This is a genomic window from Serratia ficaria, assembly GCF_900187015.1.
Classification (GTDB): domain Bacteria; phylum Pseudomonadota; class Gammaproteobacteria; order Enterobacterales; family Enterobacteriaceae; genus Serratia; species Serratia ficaria.
In genome coordinates, this window is the sequence record NZ_LT906479.1 from 947,619 (window position 1) to 965,658 (window position 18,040).

15 protein-coding genes, 4 tRNA genes, 1 other RNA gene and 1 pseudogene are annotated in these 18,040 nt (G+C 58.0%); 20 read left to right on the forward strand and 1 reads right to left on the reverse strand.

What is annotated here, in order from left to right:
* The first annotated feature begins 192 nt into the window (after window positions 1-192).
* The 5 genes from CKW09_RS04340 (at window position 193) to chbG (ending at window position 5,090) form a co-directional block, all read left to right on the forward strand.
* Window positions 193-510, forward strand: a complete 318-nt coding sequence (locus tag CKW09_RS04340; RefSeq protein WP_004932561.1) for a PTS sugar transporter subunit IIB — start codon at window positions 193-195, stop codon at window positions 508-510.
* A gap of 10 nt (window positions 511-520) precedes the next feature.
* Entirely contained in the window at window positions 521-1,882 is a 1,362-nt protein-coding gene (gene chbC / locus CKW09_RS04345; protein WP_061795042.1) for a PTS N,N'-diacetylchitobiose transporter subunit IIC, read from the forward strand.
* 45 nt (window positions 1,883-1,927) lie between these two features.
* The gene (locus CKW09_RS04350) at window positions 1,928-3,313 is read left to right on the forward strand and encodes a glycoside hydrolase family 1 protein (RefSeq protein WP_095095811.1); all 1,386 of its coding nucleotides are present in this window, start codon (window positions 1,928-1,930) and stop codon (window positions 3,311-3,313) included.
* A 15-nt stretch (window positions 3,314-3,328) separates the two neighbouring features.
* On the forward strand, window positions 3,329-4,177 hold the full coding sequence (chbR, locus tag CKW09_RS04355) for a transcriptional regulator ChbR (protein ID WP_061795044.1): 849 nt from the start codon (window positions 3,329-3,331) through the stop codon (window positions 4,175-4,177).
* Window positions 4,178-4,328: 151 nt separating this feature from the next.
* Window positions 4,329-5,090: a chitin disaccharide deacetylase gene (gene chbG / locus CKW09_RS04360; RefSeq protein ID WP_061795045.1), complete on the forward strand. Its 762-nt coding sequence runs from the start codon at window positions 4,329-4,331 to the stop codon at window positions 5,088-5,090.
* Window positions 5,091-5,096: 6 nt separating this feature from the next.
* Here the strand turns inward: chbG and CKW09_RS04365 are convergent, their stop codons facing one another.
* Window positions 5,097-6,482, reverse strand: coding sequence for an MFS transporter (locus CKW09_RS04365; protein WP_061795046.1), 1,386 nt, complete (start codon window positions 6,480-6,482; stop codon window positions 5,097-5,099).
* A 245-nt stretch (window positions 6,483-6,727) separates the two neighbouring features.
* Here CKW09_RS04365 and pncC point away from each other — a divergent pair, with 245 nt between their 5' ends.
* The 15 genes and pseudogenes from pncC (at window position 6,728) to CKW09_RS04445 (ending at window position 18,035) form a co-directional block, all read left to right on the forward strand.
* A complete protein-coding gene (gene pncC, locus CKW09_RS04370) occupies window positions 6,728-7,216 on the forward strand; it encodes a nicotinamide-nucleotide amidase (RefSeq protein ID WP_095095814.1) in 489 nt (162 codons plus the stop codon).
* Between the two features lie 112 nt (window positions 7,217-7,328).
* Entirely contained in the window at window positions 7,329-8,393 is a 1,065-nt protein-coding gene (gene recA / locus CKW09_RS04375) for a recombinase RecA (protein ID WP_061795048.1), read from the forward strand.
* Window positions 8,394-8,452: 59 nt separating this feature from the next.
* Entirely contained in the window at window positions 8,453-8,959 is a 507-nt protein-coding gene (recX, locus tag CKW09_RS04380) for a recombination regulator RecX (RefSeq protein WP_095100008.1), read from the forward strand.
* A gap of 133 nt (window positions 8,960-9,092) precedes the next feature.
* Window positions 9,093-11,720 (forward strand): alanine--tRNA ligase, encoded by a 2,628-nt coding sequence (alaS, locus tag CKW09_RS04385; RefSeq protein WP_095095818.1) that lies wholly within the window; start codon window positions 9,093-9,095, stop codon window positions 11,718-11,720.
* A gap of 252 nt (window positions 11,721-11,972) precedes the next feature.
* Window positions 11,973-12,158: a carbon storage regulator CsrA gene (gene csrA / locus CKW09_RS04390; RefSeq protein WP_004091602.1), complete on the forward strand. Its 186-nt coding sequence runs from the start codon at window positions 11,973-11,975 to the stop codon at window positions 12,156-12,158.
* Window positions 12,159-12,468: 310 nt separating this feature from the next.
* A tRNA-Ser gene (locus tag CKW09_RS04400) sits at window positions 12,469-12,561 on the forward strand.
* A 3-nt stretch (window positions 12,562-12,564) separates the two neighbouring features.
* Window positions 12,565-12,641 (forward strand) — tRNA-Arg (locus CKW09_RS04405).
* Between the two features lie 61 nt (window positions 12,642-12,702).
* Window positions 12,703-12,779, forward strand: a tRNA-Arg gene (locus tag CKW09_RS04410).
* Between the two features lie 192 nt (window positions 12,780-12,971).
* Window positions 12,972-13,048, forward strand: a tRNA-Arg gene (locus tag CKW09_RS04415).
* Window positions 13,049-13,076: 28 nt separating this feature from the next.
* Window positions 13,077-13,196: non-coding RNA, RtT sRNA (locus tag CKW09_RS04420), on the forward strand.
* A gap of 160 nt (window positions 13,197-13,356) precedes the next feature.
* Complete coding sequence (gene yqaB, locus CKW09_RS04425; protein WP_061795050.1) at window positions 13,357-13,923, forward strand: fructose-1-phosphate/6-phosphogluconate phosphatase; 567 nt, start codon at window positions 13,357-13,359, stop codon at window positions 13,921-13,923.
* Entirely contained in the window at window positions 13,920-14,348 is a 429-nt protein-coding gene (locus tag CKW09_RS04430; protein WP_061795051.1) for a YqaA family protein, read from the forward strand. The genes yqaB and CKW09_RS04430 overlap by 4 nt, the downstream gene beginning before the upstream one ends.
* A gap of 82 nt (window positions 14,349-14,430) precedes the next feature.
* Window positions 14,431-15,993, forward strand: coding sequence for a glutamate--cysteine ligase (gene gshA / locus CKW09_RS04435; protein ID WP_061795052.1), 1,563 nt, complete (start codon window positions 14,431-14,433; stop codon window positions 15,991-15,993).
* Window positions 15,994-16,159: 166 nt separating this feature from the next.
* Window positions 16,160-16,675 carry an S-ribosylhomocysteine lyase gene (gene luxS / locus CKW09_RS04440; RefSeq protein ID WP_037424812.1) on the forward strand — a complete coding sequence of 172 codons (516 nt, stop codon included), beginning with the start codon at window positions 16,160-16,162 and terminating at the stop codon, window positions 16,673-16,675.
* 114 nt (window positions 16,676-16,789) lie between these two features.
* Window positions 16,790-18,035, forward strand: a pseudogene (locus tag CKW09_RS04445) (IS3 family transposase).
* Window positions 18,036-18,040: the final 5 nt, after the last annotated feature.

Below are 18,040 nucleotides of genomic sequence, written 5' to 3' on the forward strand. Positions count from 1 at the left end.
GGTCAATCCGGCAGGTCAAGGATAGACGATTCCAGTGGCCGATGGCTTACCGGTCCGCTGCCGCGCCTCCGTATACTGGCGGTAACCAGGGCAACGTAACGGAAATTTCATAAGGAATGTGCGTGAGGCAATCGTGATTGCATCTGGCATACAAATGACATGGGGTTTTTTGATTATCTTGAGGTGCTTGGTATGGAAAAGAAAAAAATCTATCTGTTTTGTTCTGCCGGTATGTCCACTTCCCTGCTGGTTTCAAAAATGAAAGCGCAGGCCGAGAAATACGAAGTGCCGGTGATCATCGCCGCCTATCCGGAGGCGCTGGCCGCGGAAAAAGGGGTTGAGGCGGATTTAATCCTGCTGGGGCCGCAGATAGCCTATACGTTGCCGGAAGTGCAAAAACAGTTGCCGAACAAGCCCGTTGAAGTGATTGATCCTCTTCTGTACGGCAAGGTCGATGGCCTGGGCGTGCTGAAGGCGGCGGTTGCCGCCATCAAGAAAGCCAACCAGTAAGGGGGCCGCCGTGAATACCTTAATTGCCTCGCTTGAGAAGGTGATACTGCCTTTTGCCGTCAAAATCGGCAAGCAGCCCCACGTCAACGCCATCAAAAACGGTTTTATCCGCTTGATGCCGCTGACGCTGACCGGCGCGATGTTCGTGTTGATCAACAACGTGTTTCTGAGTTTTGGCGAAGGCTCCTTCTTCTTTTCGTTGGGGGTGCGCCTCGACGCTTCCACCATTGAAACGCTGAACGGGCTGAAGAGCATCGGCGGCAGCGTCTACAACGGTACGCTGGGCATTATGTCGCTGATGACGCCGTTCTTTATCGGCATGGCGCTGGCGGAAGAGCGCAAGGTCGATCCGCTGGCGGCCGCGCTGCTGGCGGTGGCGGCTTTCATGACCGTGACGCCGTTCAGCGTGGGTGAAGCCTATGCGGTCGGCGCCAACTGGCTGGGTGGCGCCAACATTATCTCCGGTATGGTGATCGGCCTGGCGGTCGCCGAGATGTTCACCTTTATCGTGCGGCGCAACTGGGTGATCAGCTTGCCGGACAGCGTGCCGGCCTCGGTCTCGCGCTCGTTCTCGGCGCTGATCCCCGGCTTTGTCATCCTCTCCATTATGGGGGTGATCGCCTACTGCCTGCAGCTGTGGGGCACCAACTTTCACCAGATCATCATGGACAGCATCTCGGCGCCGCTGGCGAAGATGGGCAGCGTGGTGGGCTGGGTGTACGTGATGTTCTCCTCGCTGCTGTGGTTCTTCGGGGTGCACGGCTCGATGGCGCTGGCGGCGCTGGACAGCGGCATCATGACGCCGTTCGCGCTGGAAAACGTCGAGCTGTACAACAAGTACGGTTCGGTCGAGGCCGCGGTGGCCGCCGGCAAAGAGTTCCACATGTGGGCCAAGCCGTTCGTCGATTCCTATATTTATCTGGGCGGCACCGGTTCGACGCTGGGGCTGATCATCGCCATCTTCATCGCCTCGCGCCGGGAAGACTATCGCCAGGTGGCCAAGCTGGCTACGCCGTCGGGCATCTTCCAGATCAACGAACCCATTCTGTTCGGCCTGCCGGTGATCATGAACCCGGTGATGTTTATCCCGTTCATTCTGGTGCAGCCGGTATTGACCATCATCACCACGCTGGCGTACTACACCGGGCTGATCCCGCCGATCACCAATATCGCTCCCTGGACCATGCCGGTCGGGCTTGGCGCGTTCTTCAACACCAACGGCAGCATCGTCGCCATGTTGCTGAGCTTCTTCAACCTGGCGGTGGCCACCGTGATTTACCTGCCGTTCGTGATGATCTCCAACAAGGCGCAGAGCCAGATCGATGAGGCGACCGAAAGCGAAGAAGACATCGCCAGGGCGCTGAAATTCTAACTGTCAGCGCGGGGCGACGCTGCCGCCCCGCTTGAGGATGCGTGGATGAACTATCAATTTGCCGATGATTTTTGGTGGGGAAGCGCCACTTCCGCGCCGCAGTCTGAAGGCGCGGCCGCACGGGGCGGCAAGAGCCGCAACGTCTTCGACTACTGGTACGAGACAGCTCCCGAGCGATTTCATCGCCGGGTGGGGCCCGCCGAAACCTCGACTTTTTATGATCGTTTCCGCGACGACATCGGTTTGTTGAAAACCCTGGGCCACAACAGCTTCAGAACCTCCCTCTCCTGGTCCCGACTGATCCCGGGCGGCGACGGCGAGGTAAATCCGCAGGCGGTGGCTTTTTACAATCAGCTGATCGACGGCCTGCTGGCGCAGGGCATTGCTCCCTTTATCAACCTCTATCATTTCGATATGCCCTGGTGCATGCAGCAACGAGGCGGTTGGGAAAGCCGGGAGGTGGTCGAGGCCTATGGCCGCTATGCCGGGATCTGTTTCCGCCTGTTCGGCGATCGGGTGACTCACTGGTTTACCTTCAACGAACCGATCGTGCCGGTTGAAGCCGGTTACCTCAACGACCTGCACTATCCCTGCGTGGTGGATTTCAAACGGGCGGTGACGGTGGCTTACCACAGCCTGCTGGCGCACGCGCTGGCGGTCAGCCATTACCGGGCGCTGGGGCTGCCGGGGACGATCGGGATTATTCTGAACCTGAGCCCGACCTACCCGCGCTCGGACTCGAAGGAAGATCGGCAGGCCGCGCACCATGCCGATCTGCTGCTCAACAAAAGCTTCCTCGATCCGGTTACCAAAGGGCGCTATCCGGCGGCGCTGCTGGCGCTGCTGGAACGGCACGGGCTGCTGCCGCACTGCCAACCGCAGGACGCGCAGCTGATCGCCGCCGGCACGGTGGATCTGCTGGGCGTCAATTACTATCAGCCGCGCAGGGTCATGGCGAAAGAGGGCTATCGGCCTGAGGATCCGGTCGCGCTGCCGGAAGATCTGTTCAGTTACTACGAGATGCCGGGCCGCAAAATCAACCCGCACCGCGGCTGGGAAATTTATGAAAAGGGGCTGTACGACATTCTGATGGATTTGAAAGAGAACTACGGCAATGTGCCCTGTTATATTTCGGAGAACGGCATGGGGGTCGAGGGGGAAGAGGCCTTCATCGGCGCCGATGGCCGGGTGGCGGACGATTATCGCATCGATTTCATCCGCGATCATTTGCAATGGCTGCACCGGGCGTTGCAAGAAGGTTCGAACTGCAAAGGCTACCATTTATGGACCTTTATCGATTGCTGGTCCTGGCTGAACGCCTACAAGAATCGCTATGGGCTGGTGCGGCTGGAGCTGGCGAGCCAGCGGCGCACCATCAAAAAGAGCGGTTACTGGTTCGCCGAGACGGCCAGGCAAAACGGTTTTGATTAACGGGGAGCGCACGCTGTGTCTGATAACCTGGTTTCGCTGAATGCGAACGACGTGAAGCTGATTCGCGAGCAGGATTTTTTCAACTGCAAAGACTTTCATCTGTTTATCTATAACAAGGTGGAGAGCGCCACTGGGCTGCACCAGCATGATTACTACGAGTTCACCATCGTCCTGAGCGGCAAATGCTACCAGGAGATCAACGGCAAGCGGGTGCTGCTGGAGCGCGGGGACTTCGTCTTCATTCCGATAGGTTCGCATCATCAGAGCTTTTATGAGTTCGGCGCGGCGAAAATCTTCAACGTGGCGGTCAGCAAGGCCTTCTTCGAAGAGCATTATCTGCAGCAGCTGCCGCGTTGCTTCGTCGCGTCGCAGGCCTATAGCCTGAGGAGCGAGTTTTTGGCCTACATCGAGTCGGTGGTCGGCTCGCCGCAGTTTCGCGAGGATGACTTCGCCGAATTTCTGGAAACCCTGACCTTTTATGTCATCAGCCGCATCCGTCACTACAAGGAAGAGTCCGACGAAGGGGAGGCGATCCCCCAGTGGCTGAAAAACACCCTGACGGGCATGCACGATAAAACGATGTTTGGCGAAAAGGCGTTGCTGAATATGGTCGAACTGTCGGGGAAAACGCAGGAATATCTGACTCGCGCGATGCGCCGTTATTACCATAAGACGCCGATGCAGGTGATTAATGAAATCCGCATCAACTTCGCCAAAACGCAGCTTGAGGTCACCAACGCTTCGGTGTCCGACATCGCTTTCGACTCCGGCTACGGCGACGTGAGCCTGTTCATTAAAAACTTTAAACGGCTCACCGACGTGACCCCGGGCAATTACCGAAAAAAGTTCTACGGCCCTATTTAGGGCCGCTCCCGATCAGCATTAACGCCGACACGCCACACAGCTTCAGGCCGCCCTTCGCCTGATGCAATAAGTCGCTGTGCCTAAACCAAGGGGAATGCCGCGTCTGACGGACGGCATTCCCATGCCGAAAATGGGTTAAACGGGTAGCTAAATGGAAAAATTGCTGATAGTGAATGCCGATGATTTTGGTCTGAGCAAGGGCCAAAACTATGGCGTTATCGAGGCGTTTCACTACGGGGTTGTTTCTTCGACCACCGCGATGGTGAATGGGGAGGGCGCGGAGCATGCGGCGGCGCTCAGCCGGCAATATCCGGCGTTGCCGATCGGCCTGCATTTCGTGTTGACCCACGGCCGCCCGCTGAGCGCCATGGCCTCGCTGGTCAACGAGCGGGGCGAACTGGGCAAATGGCTGTGGGCCAAAGCCGAAGCGGGCCCGCTGGCGTTGGAGGAAATTCGCCTGGAGCTGCAGTGCCAGTTCGAGCGGTTTACCGCGCTGTTCGGCAAACCGCCGACGCATATCGACAGCCACCACCATGCGCACATGCTGCCGCAAATTTATCCGCTGGTGGAGGCGTTTGCCGAGGCCAGGGCGCTTCCTTTGCGCATCGGGCGCGACGAGGCGCGGCAGCGCGGCATTCCGCTGCGTTATCCGCGCAGCACCGCCGCCTTCGATTCCGGTTTCTATGGCGAAGCCATCTCCGAGGCGCTGTTCCTGCAGGCGCTGGCGCGCGCCGATCAACAGGGCGCGGATTCGGTAGAAATGATGTGCCATCCGGCATTTCTCGACCGCACGATACTGGCGAGCAAGTATTGTTATCCGCGGCTCGCCGAGGTGGACGTACTGACCTCGCCGACGCTGAAACAGGCGATCGCCGAACGCGGTTATCGCCTGGGTTCTTTCCGGGATCTGTGACGCGGCTTACAGCATGGCGTGCGCCTTTTTCAGACCGGTATCGTCATCGGGATCGGCGCCCTGAGGCGGCAATTCGGCGCTTTCCGCTTCTTCAGGCGCCGGGGGTTCTTCCGGATCGGGCGCGGCCTCCGGCGGCGGCATGGTGTCGTGGATGATCTGCTCATCGAAGGTCGGGTTAAGCGCCGGCGACAGCGGCGAACTGGTCAGGCTGTCCGGCAGCGGAATATGCGGCACCGGCGCATCCTGCACAAACTGCGATTCGTCTTCCTTGACCGTGCGGCTGAAGGTCACCAGCAGCACCCCGCACAACGCGAAGAACGCATACAGAATATTGCCGCCCAGCGGCTGGATCAGCGCGCCCACCGCCAGCGGCCCGATGCTGGCGCCGACGCCGAACGCCATCAGCAAACAGGCGGCCAGCGAGACGCGGCGCTCCGGTTCGATCAGGTCGTTGGCCAGCGCCACCACCAGCGGATAGAGCGTGAATTGCAGCATGCTGACGACAAAGCCCACCGCCAGCAACACCGGGAAATCGATATGCGGCACCAGCGCCAGCGGCAGCGCCGCCACGATCAGCAAAATGGCGTTGATGCGCATCAGCAAGGTGCGGTTATAGCGGTCCGACAGCCAGCTGAGCGGGAACTGCGCCACCAGCCCGGCAAAAATCGAAATCGCCATAAACAGGCCGGTCTGCTGGGTGGTCAGCGTTTGCAGGCTGGCGTAAACCGGCGCCAGACCGTAAAACGACCCCACCACCATGCCGATCACCAGCGTGGTGGCCAGCACCTTGGGAATGGCGCCGACAAAGTAGCGCAGCTCCATCGGCGCCGGCGACATGTGGCGGGCGTTGGTGCGGGTGGTGAGGGCGATGGGCACCAGGCACAGGGCGAAGCACAGCGCGATCACCAGCAGGGTGGTGATGCCCAGGTTGCTCTGCAGCATCAGGACCACCTGGCCCAGCGACATGCCGAGGTAGGTGGCCGCCATGTAGAAGCCGAACACCAGGCCGCGCTGGTCGGACTCCGACTGGTCGTTCAGCCAGCTTTCCAGCACCATAAACTGGCACATCATGCACAGGCCGATAATCAGGCGCAGCACCACCCAGACAGGAATATAGTCCGTCAGGCCGTGGCCCAGCACGGCGGCGGTAATGATGCCGGCGCAGGCGACGTAAGCGCGGATATGCCCGACGCGGGCGATCAGGAAATGGCCGACCTTGCCGCCGATCACCAAACCGATGTAGTTGGCGGCGATGATGGCGCCGATCAGCGCGCCGCTGACGTGGATAGAGGTCAGGCGCAGCGAAACGTAGGTGGTGAGCAAGCCGGAACCCAGCAGCAACAGCAGGGTGGTGGTGTACAACGGAAAGAATACGCCTAACGTTTTTTTCACTCTATCATCCTAATCTCGGTCTGATGCGCCTCGAGGCCGCCGCCGCCGGCGCGCAGCCTCCGTGATATTCCCTGTGTTGACGCGCCCCCTCCCTTGCGGAACGCTTTCCCTGATACTAGCAGTTTGGTCAGGCGCTTAAAACCGCATCGCCCGCGAGGCGCCGCGCATTTCTGACGGCGGTTCTTCAGGCCGGCTTGATAAATGCTACTATCGGGCGCATATACCTGATTCGCGAAGGAGGGGTCATGAGTGAAAGCCAACTGCGTCAACTCAGCGTGCTGGCGGGGGAAAAATTGAAGGCCGACGGCCGCTGGATCACCTGCGCGGAATCCTGCACCGGCGGCGGCATCGCCAAGGCCATCACCGACATCGCCGGCAGCTCCGCTTATTTCGATCGCGGTTTCGTCACCTACAGCAATGCGGCCAAGCACGATTTGCTGGGGGTGGCGGAAGCGACGTTGACGGCCCACGGCGCGGTCAGCGAAGCCGTGGTGCGCGAGATGGCGGTGGGGGCGCTGCATGCGGCGAAGGCCGATCTGGCGCTTTCGGTGAGCGGCATTGCCGGCCCGGAAGGCGGCAGCGCGGAAAAGCCGGTGGGCACGGTGTGGTTCGGCTTCGCCGACGGTGCCGGCCGGGTGCTGGCGCGCAAGATGCAGTTTGCCGGCGATCGCGATGCGGTGCGGCTTCAGGCGACGATTTTCGCGCTGCAGACCGCCATTGAGGAATTTTTGTAAAATTAGTCTTGATACTGTATGACCATACAGTATAATTAGTGACATTTCCTGCACAACATACATTCAGTGGCAGTGTGGGGTAACACCGGCATTGCGAAACGAAGGAGCAAAAATGGCTATTGATGAGAACAAGCAAAAGGCGTTAGCTGCGGCACTGGGCCAAATTGAGAAACAGTTCGGCAAAGGCTCCATCATGCGTCTGGGTGAAGACCGTTCCATGGACGTGGAAACGATCTCCACCGGCTCACTGTCACTCGATATCGCACTGGGCGCCGGCGGCCTGCCGATGGGCCGCATCGTCGAGATCTATGGCCCGGAATCCTCCGGTAAAACGACCCTGACCCTGCAGGTTATCGCCGCCGCTCAGCGCGAAGGCAAAACCTGTGCGTTCATCGACGCCGAGCACGCGCTGGATCCTATCTACGCGAAAAAGCTGGGCGTCGACATCGACAACCTGCTGTGTTCCCAGCCGGACACCGGCGAGCAGGCGCTGGAAATTTGCGATGCGCTGACCCGCTCCGGCGCGGTCGACGTCATCATCGTCGACTCCGTAGCGGCGCTGACGCCGAAGGCGGAAATCGAAGGTGAAATCGGCGACTCCCACATGGGCCTGGCGGCGCGTATGATGAGCCAGGCGATGCGCAAGCTGGCCGGCAACCTGAAAAACGCCAATACCCTGCTGATTTTCATCAACCAGATCCGCATGAAGATCGGCGTGATGTTCGGTAACCCGGAAACCACCACCGGCGGTAACGCCCTGAAATTCTATGCTTCCGTTCGCCTGGATATCCGCCGTATCGGCGCTATCAAGGAAGGCGACGAAGTGGTGGGCAGCGAAACCCGCGTTAAAGTGGTGAAAAACAAAATCGCCGCGCCGTTCAAACAGGCCGAATTCCAAATCATGTATGGCGAAGGCATCAACAGCCGCGGTGAACTGGTCGACCTGGGCGTGAAGCACAAGATGATCGAAAAAGCCGGCGCCTGGTACAGCTACAACGGCGAGAAAATCGGGCAGGGCAAGGCGAACGCCTGCAACTTCCTGAAAGAAAACCCGGCCATCGCCGCCGAGCTGGACAAAAAGCTGCGCGATCTGCTGCTGCATAACACCGGCGAACTGGTTGCCGCCGCCGATGAAGACTTCGGTGATGACGAAGCGGAAACCAGCGAGCAGTTTTAATCGCTGACGATGGTGCGCCCCCTGCGTGGGCGCACGCATCCTATAATCAGGTTCGAATGATGAATGACTTGCTAAGCCGCGCCATGCGCCTGCTGTCGCAACGCGATCATAGTGAAGCTGAACTGCGCCGCAAGCTTGCGGCGCAGCCGTTTATGGCGAAAGCCAGATTTGGCGGAAAAACGCCGAATGCCTCCACCCCCGTTGCGGAAGAACCCGTCGACCCCGCCGTTATCGAACAGGTTATCGCTTACTGCTACCAGCATAACTGGCTGGATGACCCGCGCTTTGCCCGCAGCTATATTGGCAGCCGCAGCCGTAAAGGATACGGCGCACAGCGCATCCGCTCCGAACTGATGCAGAAAGGCGTGGACAAAGAACGGGTGCAGGCGGCGTTGGCGGAATGCGATATCGACTGGTGCGAACAGGCGAAACAGGTGGCGCAGCGAAAATTTGGCGACGCGCTGCCGACCGACTGGAAAGAGAAAGCCAAAGTGCAGCGCTATCTGCTCTATCGCGGCTTCTTCCAGGAAGAAATTCAGTCAATTTACCGTGATTTTGCGCAATGAGCGCACACGGGGTTTTACTTCCCTCTGAAGAAAATTTATCTTATCCCCACTTTTTGTTCGTGAGCTAGCCGCCATCGTCAGGATGTCGCGCCGCTGGTTCATGTGTCGTTATTCTAGCCTTTCCGGGAAAATTATGAGCAAGAGCACCGCTGAGATCCGTCAAGCGTTTCTCGATTTCTTTCATAGTAAGGGCCACCAGGTTGTAGCAAGCAGCTCCCTGGTGCCTAACAATGATCCGACATTGCTGTTTACCAATGCCGGCATGAACCAATTTAAAGATGTTTTCCTGGGGCTGGACAAGCGAGCCTATTCCCGAGCCACTACCTCGCAGCGCTGCGTGCGCGCCGGCGGCAAGCATAACGATCTGGAGAACGTCGGTTATACCGCACGTCACCACACCTTCTTCGAAATGCTGGGCAACTTCAGCTTCGGCGACTATTTCAAACACGACGCCATCAGCTATGCGTGGGAGCTGCTGACCGGGGAAAACTGGTTCAACCTGCCGAAAGAGAAGCTGTGGGTCACCGTCTATGAAACCGATGACGAAGCCTTCGACATCTGGCAGAAGCAGATTGGCGTGCCGGCCGAGCGCATTATCCGCATCGGCGACAACAAAGGCGCGGCCTTTGCCTCCGACAACTTCTGGCAGATGGGCGACACCGGCCCATGCGGCCCGTGCACCGAGATTTTCTACGATCACGGCGACCACATCTGGGGCGGCCCTCCGGGCAGCGCGGAAGAAGACGGCGATCGTTACATTGAGATCTGGAACATCGTCTTCATGCAGTTCAACCGTCAGTCCGACGGCACCATGTTGCCGCTGCCGAAGCCTTCGGTAGATACCGGCATGGGCCTGGAGCGTATCGCCGCGGTGTTGCAACACGTGAACTCCAACTATGAAATCGACCTGTTCCGCACGCTGATCGCCGCCGTGGCGAAAGTGACCGGCGCTACCGATCTGGACAACAAATCCCTGCGCGTTATCGCCGACCATATCCGCTCCTGCGCCTTCCTGGTGTCGGACGGCGTGATCCCGTCGAACGAAAACCGCGGCTATGTGCTGCGCCGCATCATTCGGCGCGCTATCCGCCACGGCAACATGCTGGGCGCGAAAGACACCTTCTTCTACAAGCTGGTGGCGCCGTTGATCGAAGTGATGGGCCCGGCGGCCGACGAACTGAAGCGCCAGCAGTCGCTGGTGGAGCAGGTGCTGAAAACCGAAGAAGAGCAGTTTGCCCGTACGCTGGAACGCGGTCTGGCGCTGCTGGACGAAGAGCTGACCAAGCTGCAGGGGGATACCCTGGACGGCGAAACCGCCTTCCGCCTGTACGACACCTTCGGCTTCCCGGTCGATCTGACCGCCGACGTGTGCCGCGAGCGCGGCCTGAAGGTCGACGAAGCCGGCTTCGAGCAGGCGATGGAAGCGCAGCGCCGCCGTGCGCGTGAGTCCAGCGGCTTTGGCGCAGACTACAACAGCATGATCCGCGTGGACGGCAGCAGCCAGTTTAGCGGCTACGATCATGAAGAGCAGCAGGCGACGGTGATCGCGCTGTTCCGCGACGGCCAGCCGGTGGAGCAGATCAACGCCGGCGAAGAGGCGGTGGTGGTGCTGGACGAGACGCCATTCTATGGCGAATCCGGCGGCCAGGTGGGCGATAAGGGCGTGCTGAAAGCCGCCGGCGCTGACTTTGTGGTGAGCGACACCCAGAAATACGGCCAGGCTATCGGCCACCAGGGTAAGCTGTCGCAGGGCTCGCTGAAGGTGAAAGATCGCGTCGATGCGCAGATCGATACCGCGCGCCGCAACCGCATTCGCCTGAACCACTCGGCGACCCACTTGCTGCACGCCGCGCTGCGCCAGACGCTGGGCGACCACGTGGCGCAAAAAGGCTCGCTGGTTAACGACAAGTATCTGCGTTTCGATTTCTCGCACTTCGAGGCGATGAAGCCGGAACAAATTCGCGCGGTAGAAGACCTGGTGAACCGGCAGGTGCGTCGCAACCTGCCGGTGCAAACCGAGGAAATGGCGCTGGATGACGCCAAAGAGAAAGGCGCAATGGCGTTGTTCGGCGAGAAGTACGACGACAACGTGCGCGTGCTGACCATGGGCGATTTTTCCACCGAGCTGTGCGGCGGCACCCATGCCGGCCGCACCGGGGATATCGGCCTGTTCCGCATCTTGACCGAATCCGGTACGGCGGCGGGCATTCGCCGTATCGAAGCGGTGACCGGTGAAGGCGCCATCGCCACGCTGCATCAGCAAAACGATCTGTTACAGGACGTTGCGCAGCTGGTAAAAGGCGACAGCAGCAACCTGACCGACAAAGTGCGCGCGGTGCTGGATCGCACCCGCGTGCTGGAGAAAGAGCTGCAGCAGCTGAAAGATCAACAGGCGGCGCAGGAAAGCGCGTCCTTGTCCAGCCAGGCTAAAGTGGTTAACGGCGTGAAGCTGTTGGTCAGCCAGCTGGATAACGTTGAGGCGAAAATGCTGCGCACCATGGTAGATGACCTGAAAAATCAGCTGGGTTCGGCCATTATCGTGCTGGCGACCACCGCTGATGATAAGGTTAGCCTGATTGCCGGCGTGACCAAGGATCTGACTGACCGGGTGAAAGCCGGTGAGCTGATCGGCAGCGTAGCGCAGCAGGTGGGCGGCAAGGGCGGTGGGCGCCCTGATATGGCGCAGGCGGGGGGAACGGATGTCAGCGCCCTGCCAGCGGCGTTGAACAGCGTAGAAGCCTGGGTGGCCTCGAAGCTGTGAATATAAATAAATAGCACGCGTAAACGCCATAACTCTTTGTTGATTATGGCGTTTTCATACTGTGCTAACACAATGTAGTTACAATTGCGGGAACAAAGTTTTTCAGGTCGGCTAAACTTATCATTATCTGAGGTGAGACCAAGTCTGCTTACACTTATTGTGGCTTACACGGCTTACGTTTTCACAACATATGATGGATAATGACGGGGAAACTGAGAGACCCGACTCTTTTAATCTTTCAAGGAGCAAAGAATGTTAATTCTGACTCGTCGAGTTGGTGAAACCCTCATGATTGGCGATGAGGTCACGGTCACAGTGCTAGGGGTGAAAGGCAACCAGGTGCGTATTGGTGTGAATGCCCCCAAAGAGGTGTCGGTGCACCGCGAAGAAATCTATCAACGCATTCAGGCAGAGAAGTCTCAACAGACGACTTACTGATTTCGAAGCAGCGTCTCGTTGCTTGGCGAGACGCTACTGCGCTTTTTTGCGCCCATCCCGCCGCTTTCCCGCTTTTCTTCCCATTATTTTTTCCCCTTTGTTTTGCGCTTTGCTTGCGGTACCCCTGCGGTTGCCTGTTGATAAAACACCCTTTTTGCCGTGAAATCGCTCATGTTGGGTGTGAATTGTGCAAACACGCATGAGTTGGGAAAAATTGTTTGACTTACAAGTCGGAGAAAGTAATATGTGCGCCACGCAGTGCCGATGAGCTTATCTAAAGCGAGTTAGGCACAATTCGAAAGAAGCGTATGGTGAGGTGGCCGAGAGGCTGAAGGCGCTCCCCTGCTAAGGGAGTATGCGGTCAAAAGCTGCATCCGGGGTTCGAATCCCCGCCTCACCGCCATTTGCATCCATAGCTCAGCTGGATAGAGTACTCGGCTACGAACCGAGCGGTCGGAGGTTCGAATCCTCCTGGATGCACCATATTTTGCAGTATGGTGGGGTAGCAACAACGTACCATACGGTATCAAAAAAGAATTCCTGTGCATCCATAGCTCAGCTGGATAGAGTACTCGGCTACGAACCGAGCGGTCGGAGGTTCGAATCCTCCTGGATGCACCATTCTTAAAACGCGTTTATCAGCAAGTTTCGGCTTACAGATAAATGCGAGCTGAAAGATAGCTCAAAGGAGGACAACGTTGCTTCGGCAACGGCCCGAAGGGCGAAGCGGTTACGCTGAGTAATCCTCCTGGATGCACCATTCTTTCAAGTGATGTTTCATGGAATGAAACTGTTCGCTGTAACAAATAGACTGCATCCATAGCTCAGCTGGATAGAGTACTCGGCTACGAACCGAGCGGTCGGAGGTTCGAATCCTCCTGGATGCACCATCTAAGAAAAACCCGCTTCGGCGGGTTTTTCGCTTTTCCGACCGCGAGGAGAGCGGTAGGAGGTTCGAGCCGAGCGTAGCGAGACAACGTTGCGTCAGCAACGGCCCGCAGGGAGAGGCGCAGCCGAATCATCCTCCTGGATGCACCATCTAAGAAAAACCCGCTTCGGCGGGTTTTTCGCTTTTCGGTTCCCGCCACCGCCTATTCTTCCCCCGCGAAGCGCAGCACATTCCGCCATTACGCAGTCAGCGACAACCCTGCGGCTTTACGCTAAAGTAGTTTTCTTTCCTCACGATCATGGAGTAACGATGTACGACCGCTATCAGGGTCTTATTTTCGACATGGACGGCACCATCCTGGACACCGAACCCACGCACCGCAAAGCGTGGCATGAGGTGCTGTCTCGTTACGGTATGACGTTTGATGAGGCGGCGATGGTGGCGCTGAGCGGCTCCCCAACCTGGCGCATCGCTCAGGCGATTATCGCCAGCCATGAGGCCGATCTCGATCCCCATCACCTGGCCGCAGAAAAAACGCGCGCGGTGGAGGCGATGCTGCTGGACAGCGTGCGTCCATTGCCGTTGATCGAGGTGGTCAAAGCCTATCACGGCCGCCGCCCAATGGCGGTCGGCACCGGCAGCGAGCACCGCATGGCGGAAACGCTGCTGCGCCATCTGGGCCTGCTTCACTGTTTCGATGCGATCGTCGGCGCCGACGACGTTCAGCGCCATAAGCCTGAACCTGACACCTTCCTGCGCTGCGCTGAATTGATCGGCGTGCCGCCGGAAAAATGCGTGGTGTTTGAAGACGCCGACTTCGGCATTCAGGCGGCGAAAAGCGCCAATATGGCCGTGGTAGACGTTCGTACGCTGTGAGTAGTACGCTAGCCGTACTGTCGTTATTCGGCAGCAGCTTCCTCAGTGCGACGCTGCTGCCGGGAAATTCAGAAGTTGTTTTGGTCGCTTTGCTGGCCAACAGCCGCGTCTCACCGGAAGTGTTGGTGCTGGCCGCGACGTTGGGCAACACTCTCGGCGGATTGACCAATGTCATTATCGGGCGCCTGTTACCGGCGTTGAAACCGCAGCGGGGGCTGGAAACGGCGCTCGGGTGGCTGCAACGCTTTGGCCCGGCTGCGCTGTTGCTCAGCTGGGTACCGGTAGTGGGCGATTTGTTGTGCGTGTTGGCAGGTTGGTTGCGCATGCCATGGGGCTCTGTCGCGCTGTTTCTGTGTATCGGAAAGGCGCTGCGTTACATCGTTTTGGCTATGATAACGGTACAGGGTATCGCCTGGTGGCATTAACCAAGTGAATATAACTCAATATTCTCTCGGGTGCGGATTCAGTATGCTTACGAGTTATTGTTTTTAGAAGCGGGAGGTCAATTTGATCCCGGACGTATCACAGGCGCTTTCTTGGTTGGAAGCCCACCCCCAGGCATTAAAAGGCATCCGTCGCGGCATCGAGCGCGAAACGCTGCGAGTGACCCCAGACGGCACGCTGGCGACAACCGGACATCCGGAAAAATTGGGGGCGGCATTAACGCACCATTGGATCACCACAGACTTTGCCGAAGCGCTGTTAGAGTTCATTACGCCGGTTGACGACAACCTCGATCACCTGCTGACGTTCCTGCGCGATATCCACCGTTATGTGGCGCGCAATTTGGGTGATGAGCGCATGTGGCCGCTCAGCATGCCGTGTTTTATCGAGGCCGAGCAGGACATCGAGCTGGCGCAGTTCGGCGCGTCGAATATCGGCCGCATGAAAACGCTGTATCGCGAAGGCTTGAAGAACCGCTATGGCGCGCTGATGCAGACCATTTCCGGCGTGCATTACAACTTCTCGCTGCCGCTGGAATTCTGGCAGGCGTGGGCGGGCGTGAAAGACGCTGAGAGCGGCAAAGAACAGATCTCCGCGGGCTATTTCCGCCTGATCCGCAACTATTACCGCTTTGGCTGGGTGATCCCCTATCTGTTCGGCGCTTCGCCGGCGATCTGTTCTTCGTTCCTGAAAGGGCGCGAGACCGATTTGCCGTTCGAACGCACCGAGCAGGGCATGTGTTACCTGCCGTACGCCACCTCGCTGCGCCTGAGCGATCTCGGCTATACCAACAAGTCGCAGAGCAACCTGGGCATCACCTTCAACGATCTGCACAGCTATGTGGCGGGTCTGAAGCGGGCGATAGTGACGCCTTCCGAAGAGTTCGCCAGGCTGGGCGTGAAGGATGGCGATCGTTACCTGCAGCTGAACAGCAACGTGCTGCAGATTGAAAACGAGCTGTATGCGCCGATCCGGCCGAAGCGCGTGACCGAAAGCGGCGAGACGCCGTCAGATGCGCTGCTGCGCGGCGGCATCGAGTATATCGAAGTTCGCTCGCTGGACATCAACCCATTCTCGCCAATCGGCGTGGATGCGGTGCAGGCGCGCTTCCTGGACCTGTTCCTGGTGTGGTGCGTGTTGGCGGATGCGCCGGAGATGAACAGCGATGAACTGCTGTGCACGCGGAAAAACTGGAATCGGGTGATCCTGGAAGGACGCAAACCGGGCCAGACCATCGGCATCGGCTGCGACGACAGCCGCGAGCCGCTGGAGAAAGTGGGCAAGGCGCTGTTTGACGACCTGCGCCGCGTGGCGGAAGTGTTGGATGGCGAGGCGGGCAACCGTCAATACCAGCAGGTTTGCGATGAGCTGGTCGCCGCGTTTGACGATCCGGAGCTGACCTTCTCGGCGCGCATTCTGCGGGCAATGAAGGAAGAGGGCACCGGCAGAGTCGGCCTGGCGTTGGCGGAGCAGTATCGCAAGATGCTGATCGAAGAGCCGCTGGAAATTCTGGATGAAGCCGCGTTGGCCAAGGAGCAGGAAGCCTCATGGCAGCGCCAGCGCAACATAGAAGCGGCGGATACGCTAAGCTTTGAAGAGTTCCTGAAACAAAACGGCGGGAGCTGAATAAAGAAAAGGCCACATCAATGTGGCCAAATATGCATCTCTGATGACAGGGATGATGATAACAAATGCGCGTCTTTCACATACTCAGACTCGCTGGGTTGGAAAAGGTTTCCTGGTTAGATAAAAAAGTTTCGAAATAAATACCCTTTTACGAGGAGGTAACGAAATGCCACTGCTGGATAGCTTTACCGTAGACCATACCCGCATGGCAGCCCCGGCTGTCCGCGTCGCGAAAACCATGAAAACTCCTCATGGCGATACCATCACCGTGTTCGATCTGCGCTTCTGCCGGCCGAACCTGGAAGTGATGCCTGAGCGCGGCATTCATACGCTGGAACACCTGTTTGCCGGCTTTATGCGTGACCACCTGAATGGTCAGGGCGTTGAGATTATCGATATCTCCCCGATGGGCTGCCGCACCGGCTTCTATATGAGCCTGATCGGCGTGCCGGAAGAGCAGCGCGTGGCCGATGCCTGGAAAGCGGCGATGGGCGACGTATTGAAGGTGACCGACCAGCGCAAAATTCCTGAGCTGAATGAATTCCAGTGCGGCACTTACCATATGCACTCGCTGGAAGAGGCGCAGGAAATCGCCAAGCACATCCTCGATCACGACGTGGTGGTGAACCACAACGAAGAGCTGGCGCTGCCGAAAGAAAAACTGCAGGAACTGCACATCTAGTCCGGCGCCGTAACGCAGCGATAAAAAAAGACGCGAACATCGCGTCTTTTTTCTTTCCGGTGACCCGTCCTAAATAGCGTTGACACATTTTACTCACACACTGAGGAAAATGTGATGAACCAGTATGTTAAACGCACGCAACGCGATTACTCTCTATCCTTTAAATTGGCCGTCGTCGAACAGGTCGAAAAAGGCGAGATGACTTACCGCCAGGCACAAGACCGCTACGGTATCCAGGGCAGTCATACCGTCATGAACTGGCTGCGTAAATATGGCCAACTCGACTGGCGCTCTTCCCCTTCTACCAGACTGTGCGGAGACAATATGCCTAAGTTACCTCTGACTCCCGAACAACGAATCAAAGAACTCGAACAGCAACTGGCTGAATCCGAAGTCAAAGCCCAGTTCTTTGAAGCGGTCGTGAAAGTGATGAATACCGAGTTCGGGGCCTCCCTGACAAAAAAGCAGTTGGCTGCCTTATCGCGCAAACACAAGCGCCACGACTCACAGTAGCGCGCGCCTGCCGGTTGATGGGTATCAGCCGACAGGCGTGGTATCAGTCTTTGCAACGTGAACGAGGGAGAGAGGAGCAAGCCCATCATATCGTGGAGCAGGTGACCGCCATCCGCTTACACCAGCCCCGACTGGGAACACGTAAGCTGCACCACTTGCTGCGACAACAGCCGCAAGCCCCCATGCATGTGGGGCGAGACCGCCTGTTCCGGATACTGCGCTGCGCCCGTTTACTGGTGATGCCTAAACGGGCGTATCACAAGACAACGAACAGCCATCATCGTTTTTACCGTCATCCCAACTTGTTGAAAGCGGGAGAAAATCAGGTGATAGCCAGCCGCCCGGAACAGGTGTGGGTAGCGGATATTACTTATCTTCCCCTGCGGACAGGGACGGCGTACGTGAGTCTGGTAACGGATGCGTGGTCGAGAAAAATCGTGGGTTATCATGTCCATGACAGCCTGCATGCCCGGCACGTCGCTGGCGCGTTCAAAATGGCGCTGGCCGGCAGGCGCACCGCAGCTCCGCTGGTGCATCACTCAGACCGGGGTATCCAGTACTGCTCACAGGAATATCAGTCGTTACATCAACGACATGGCGTTATCTGTTCGATGACGGACGGGTATGACTGTTACCAGAATGCGCTGGCGGAACGAGTAAACGGGATACTGAAAATGGAATACCTGCTCAACAGACCGAAAGATATCGGACAGGCAAGGAAAATGGTCAGGCAGTCTGTGGAAATCTACAACACGCGGCGACCGCATCTGTCGCTACAATACAAAACGCCCGATGAAGTTCATCGGGCGTTATAAGGCTGAAAAGTGTCAACCTATATCAGGACTAGTCACG

What these genes read in the sequence shown, in the direction of transcription:
- pncC (WP_095095814.1), top strand. Translation starts at nt 6,728, where the DNA reads ATGAGTGAAAGCCAACTGCGTCAACTCAGCGTGCTGGCGGGGGAAAAA.
- csrA (WP_004091602.1), top strand. Translation starts at nt 11,973, where the DNA reads ATGTTAATTCTGACTCGTCGAGTTGGTGAAACCCTCATGATTGGCGAT.
- recA (WP_061795048.1), top strand. Translation starts at nt 7,329, where the DNA reads ATGGCTATTGATGAGAACAAGCAAAAGGCGTTAGCTGCGGCACTGGGC.
- yqaB (WP_061795050.1), top strand. Translation starts at nt 13,357, where the DNA reads ATGTACGACCGCTATCAGGGTCTTATTTTCGACATGGACGGCACCATC.
- chbG (WP_061795045.1), top strand. Translation starts at nt 4,329, where the DNA reads ATGGAAAAATTGCTGATAGTGAATGCCGATGATTTTGGTCTGAGCAAG.
- recX (WP_095100008.1), top strand. Translation starts at nt 8,453, where the DNA reads ATGAATGACTTGCTAAGCCGCGCCATGCGCCTGCTGTCGCAACGCGAT.
- luxS (WP_037424812.1), top strand. Translation starts at nt 16,160, where the DNA reads ATGCCACTGCTGGATAGCTTTACCGTAGACCATACCCGCATGGCAGCC.
- CKW09_RS04340 (WP_004932561.1), top strand. Translation starts at nt 193, where the DNA reads ATGGAAAAGAAAAAAATCTATCTGTTTTGTTCTGCCGGTATGTCCACT.
- alaS (WP_095095818.1), top strand. Translation starts at nt 9,093, where the DNA reads ATGAGCAAGAGCACCGCTGAGATCCGTCAAGCGTTTCTCGATTTCTTT.
- CKW09_RS04350 (WP_095095811.1), top strand. Translation starts at nt 1,928, where the DNA reads ATGAACTATCAATTTGCCGATGATTTTTGGTGGGGAAGCGCCACTTCC.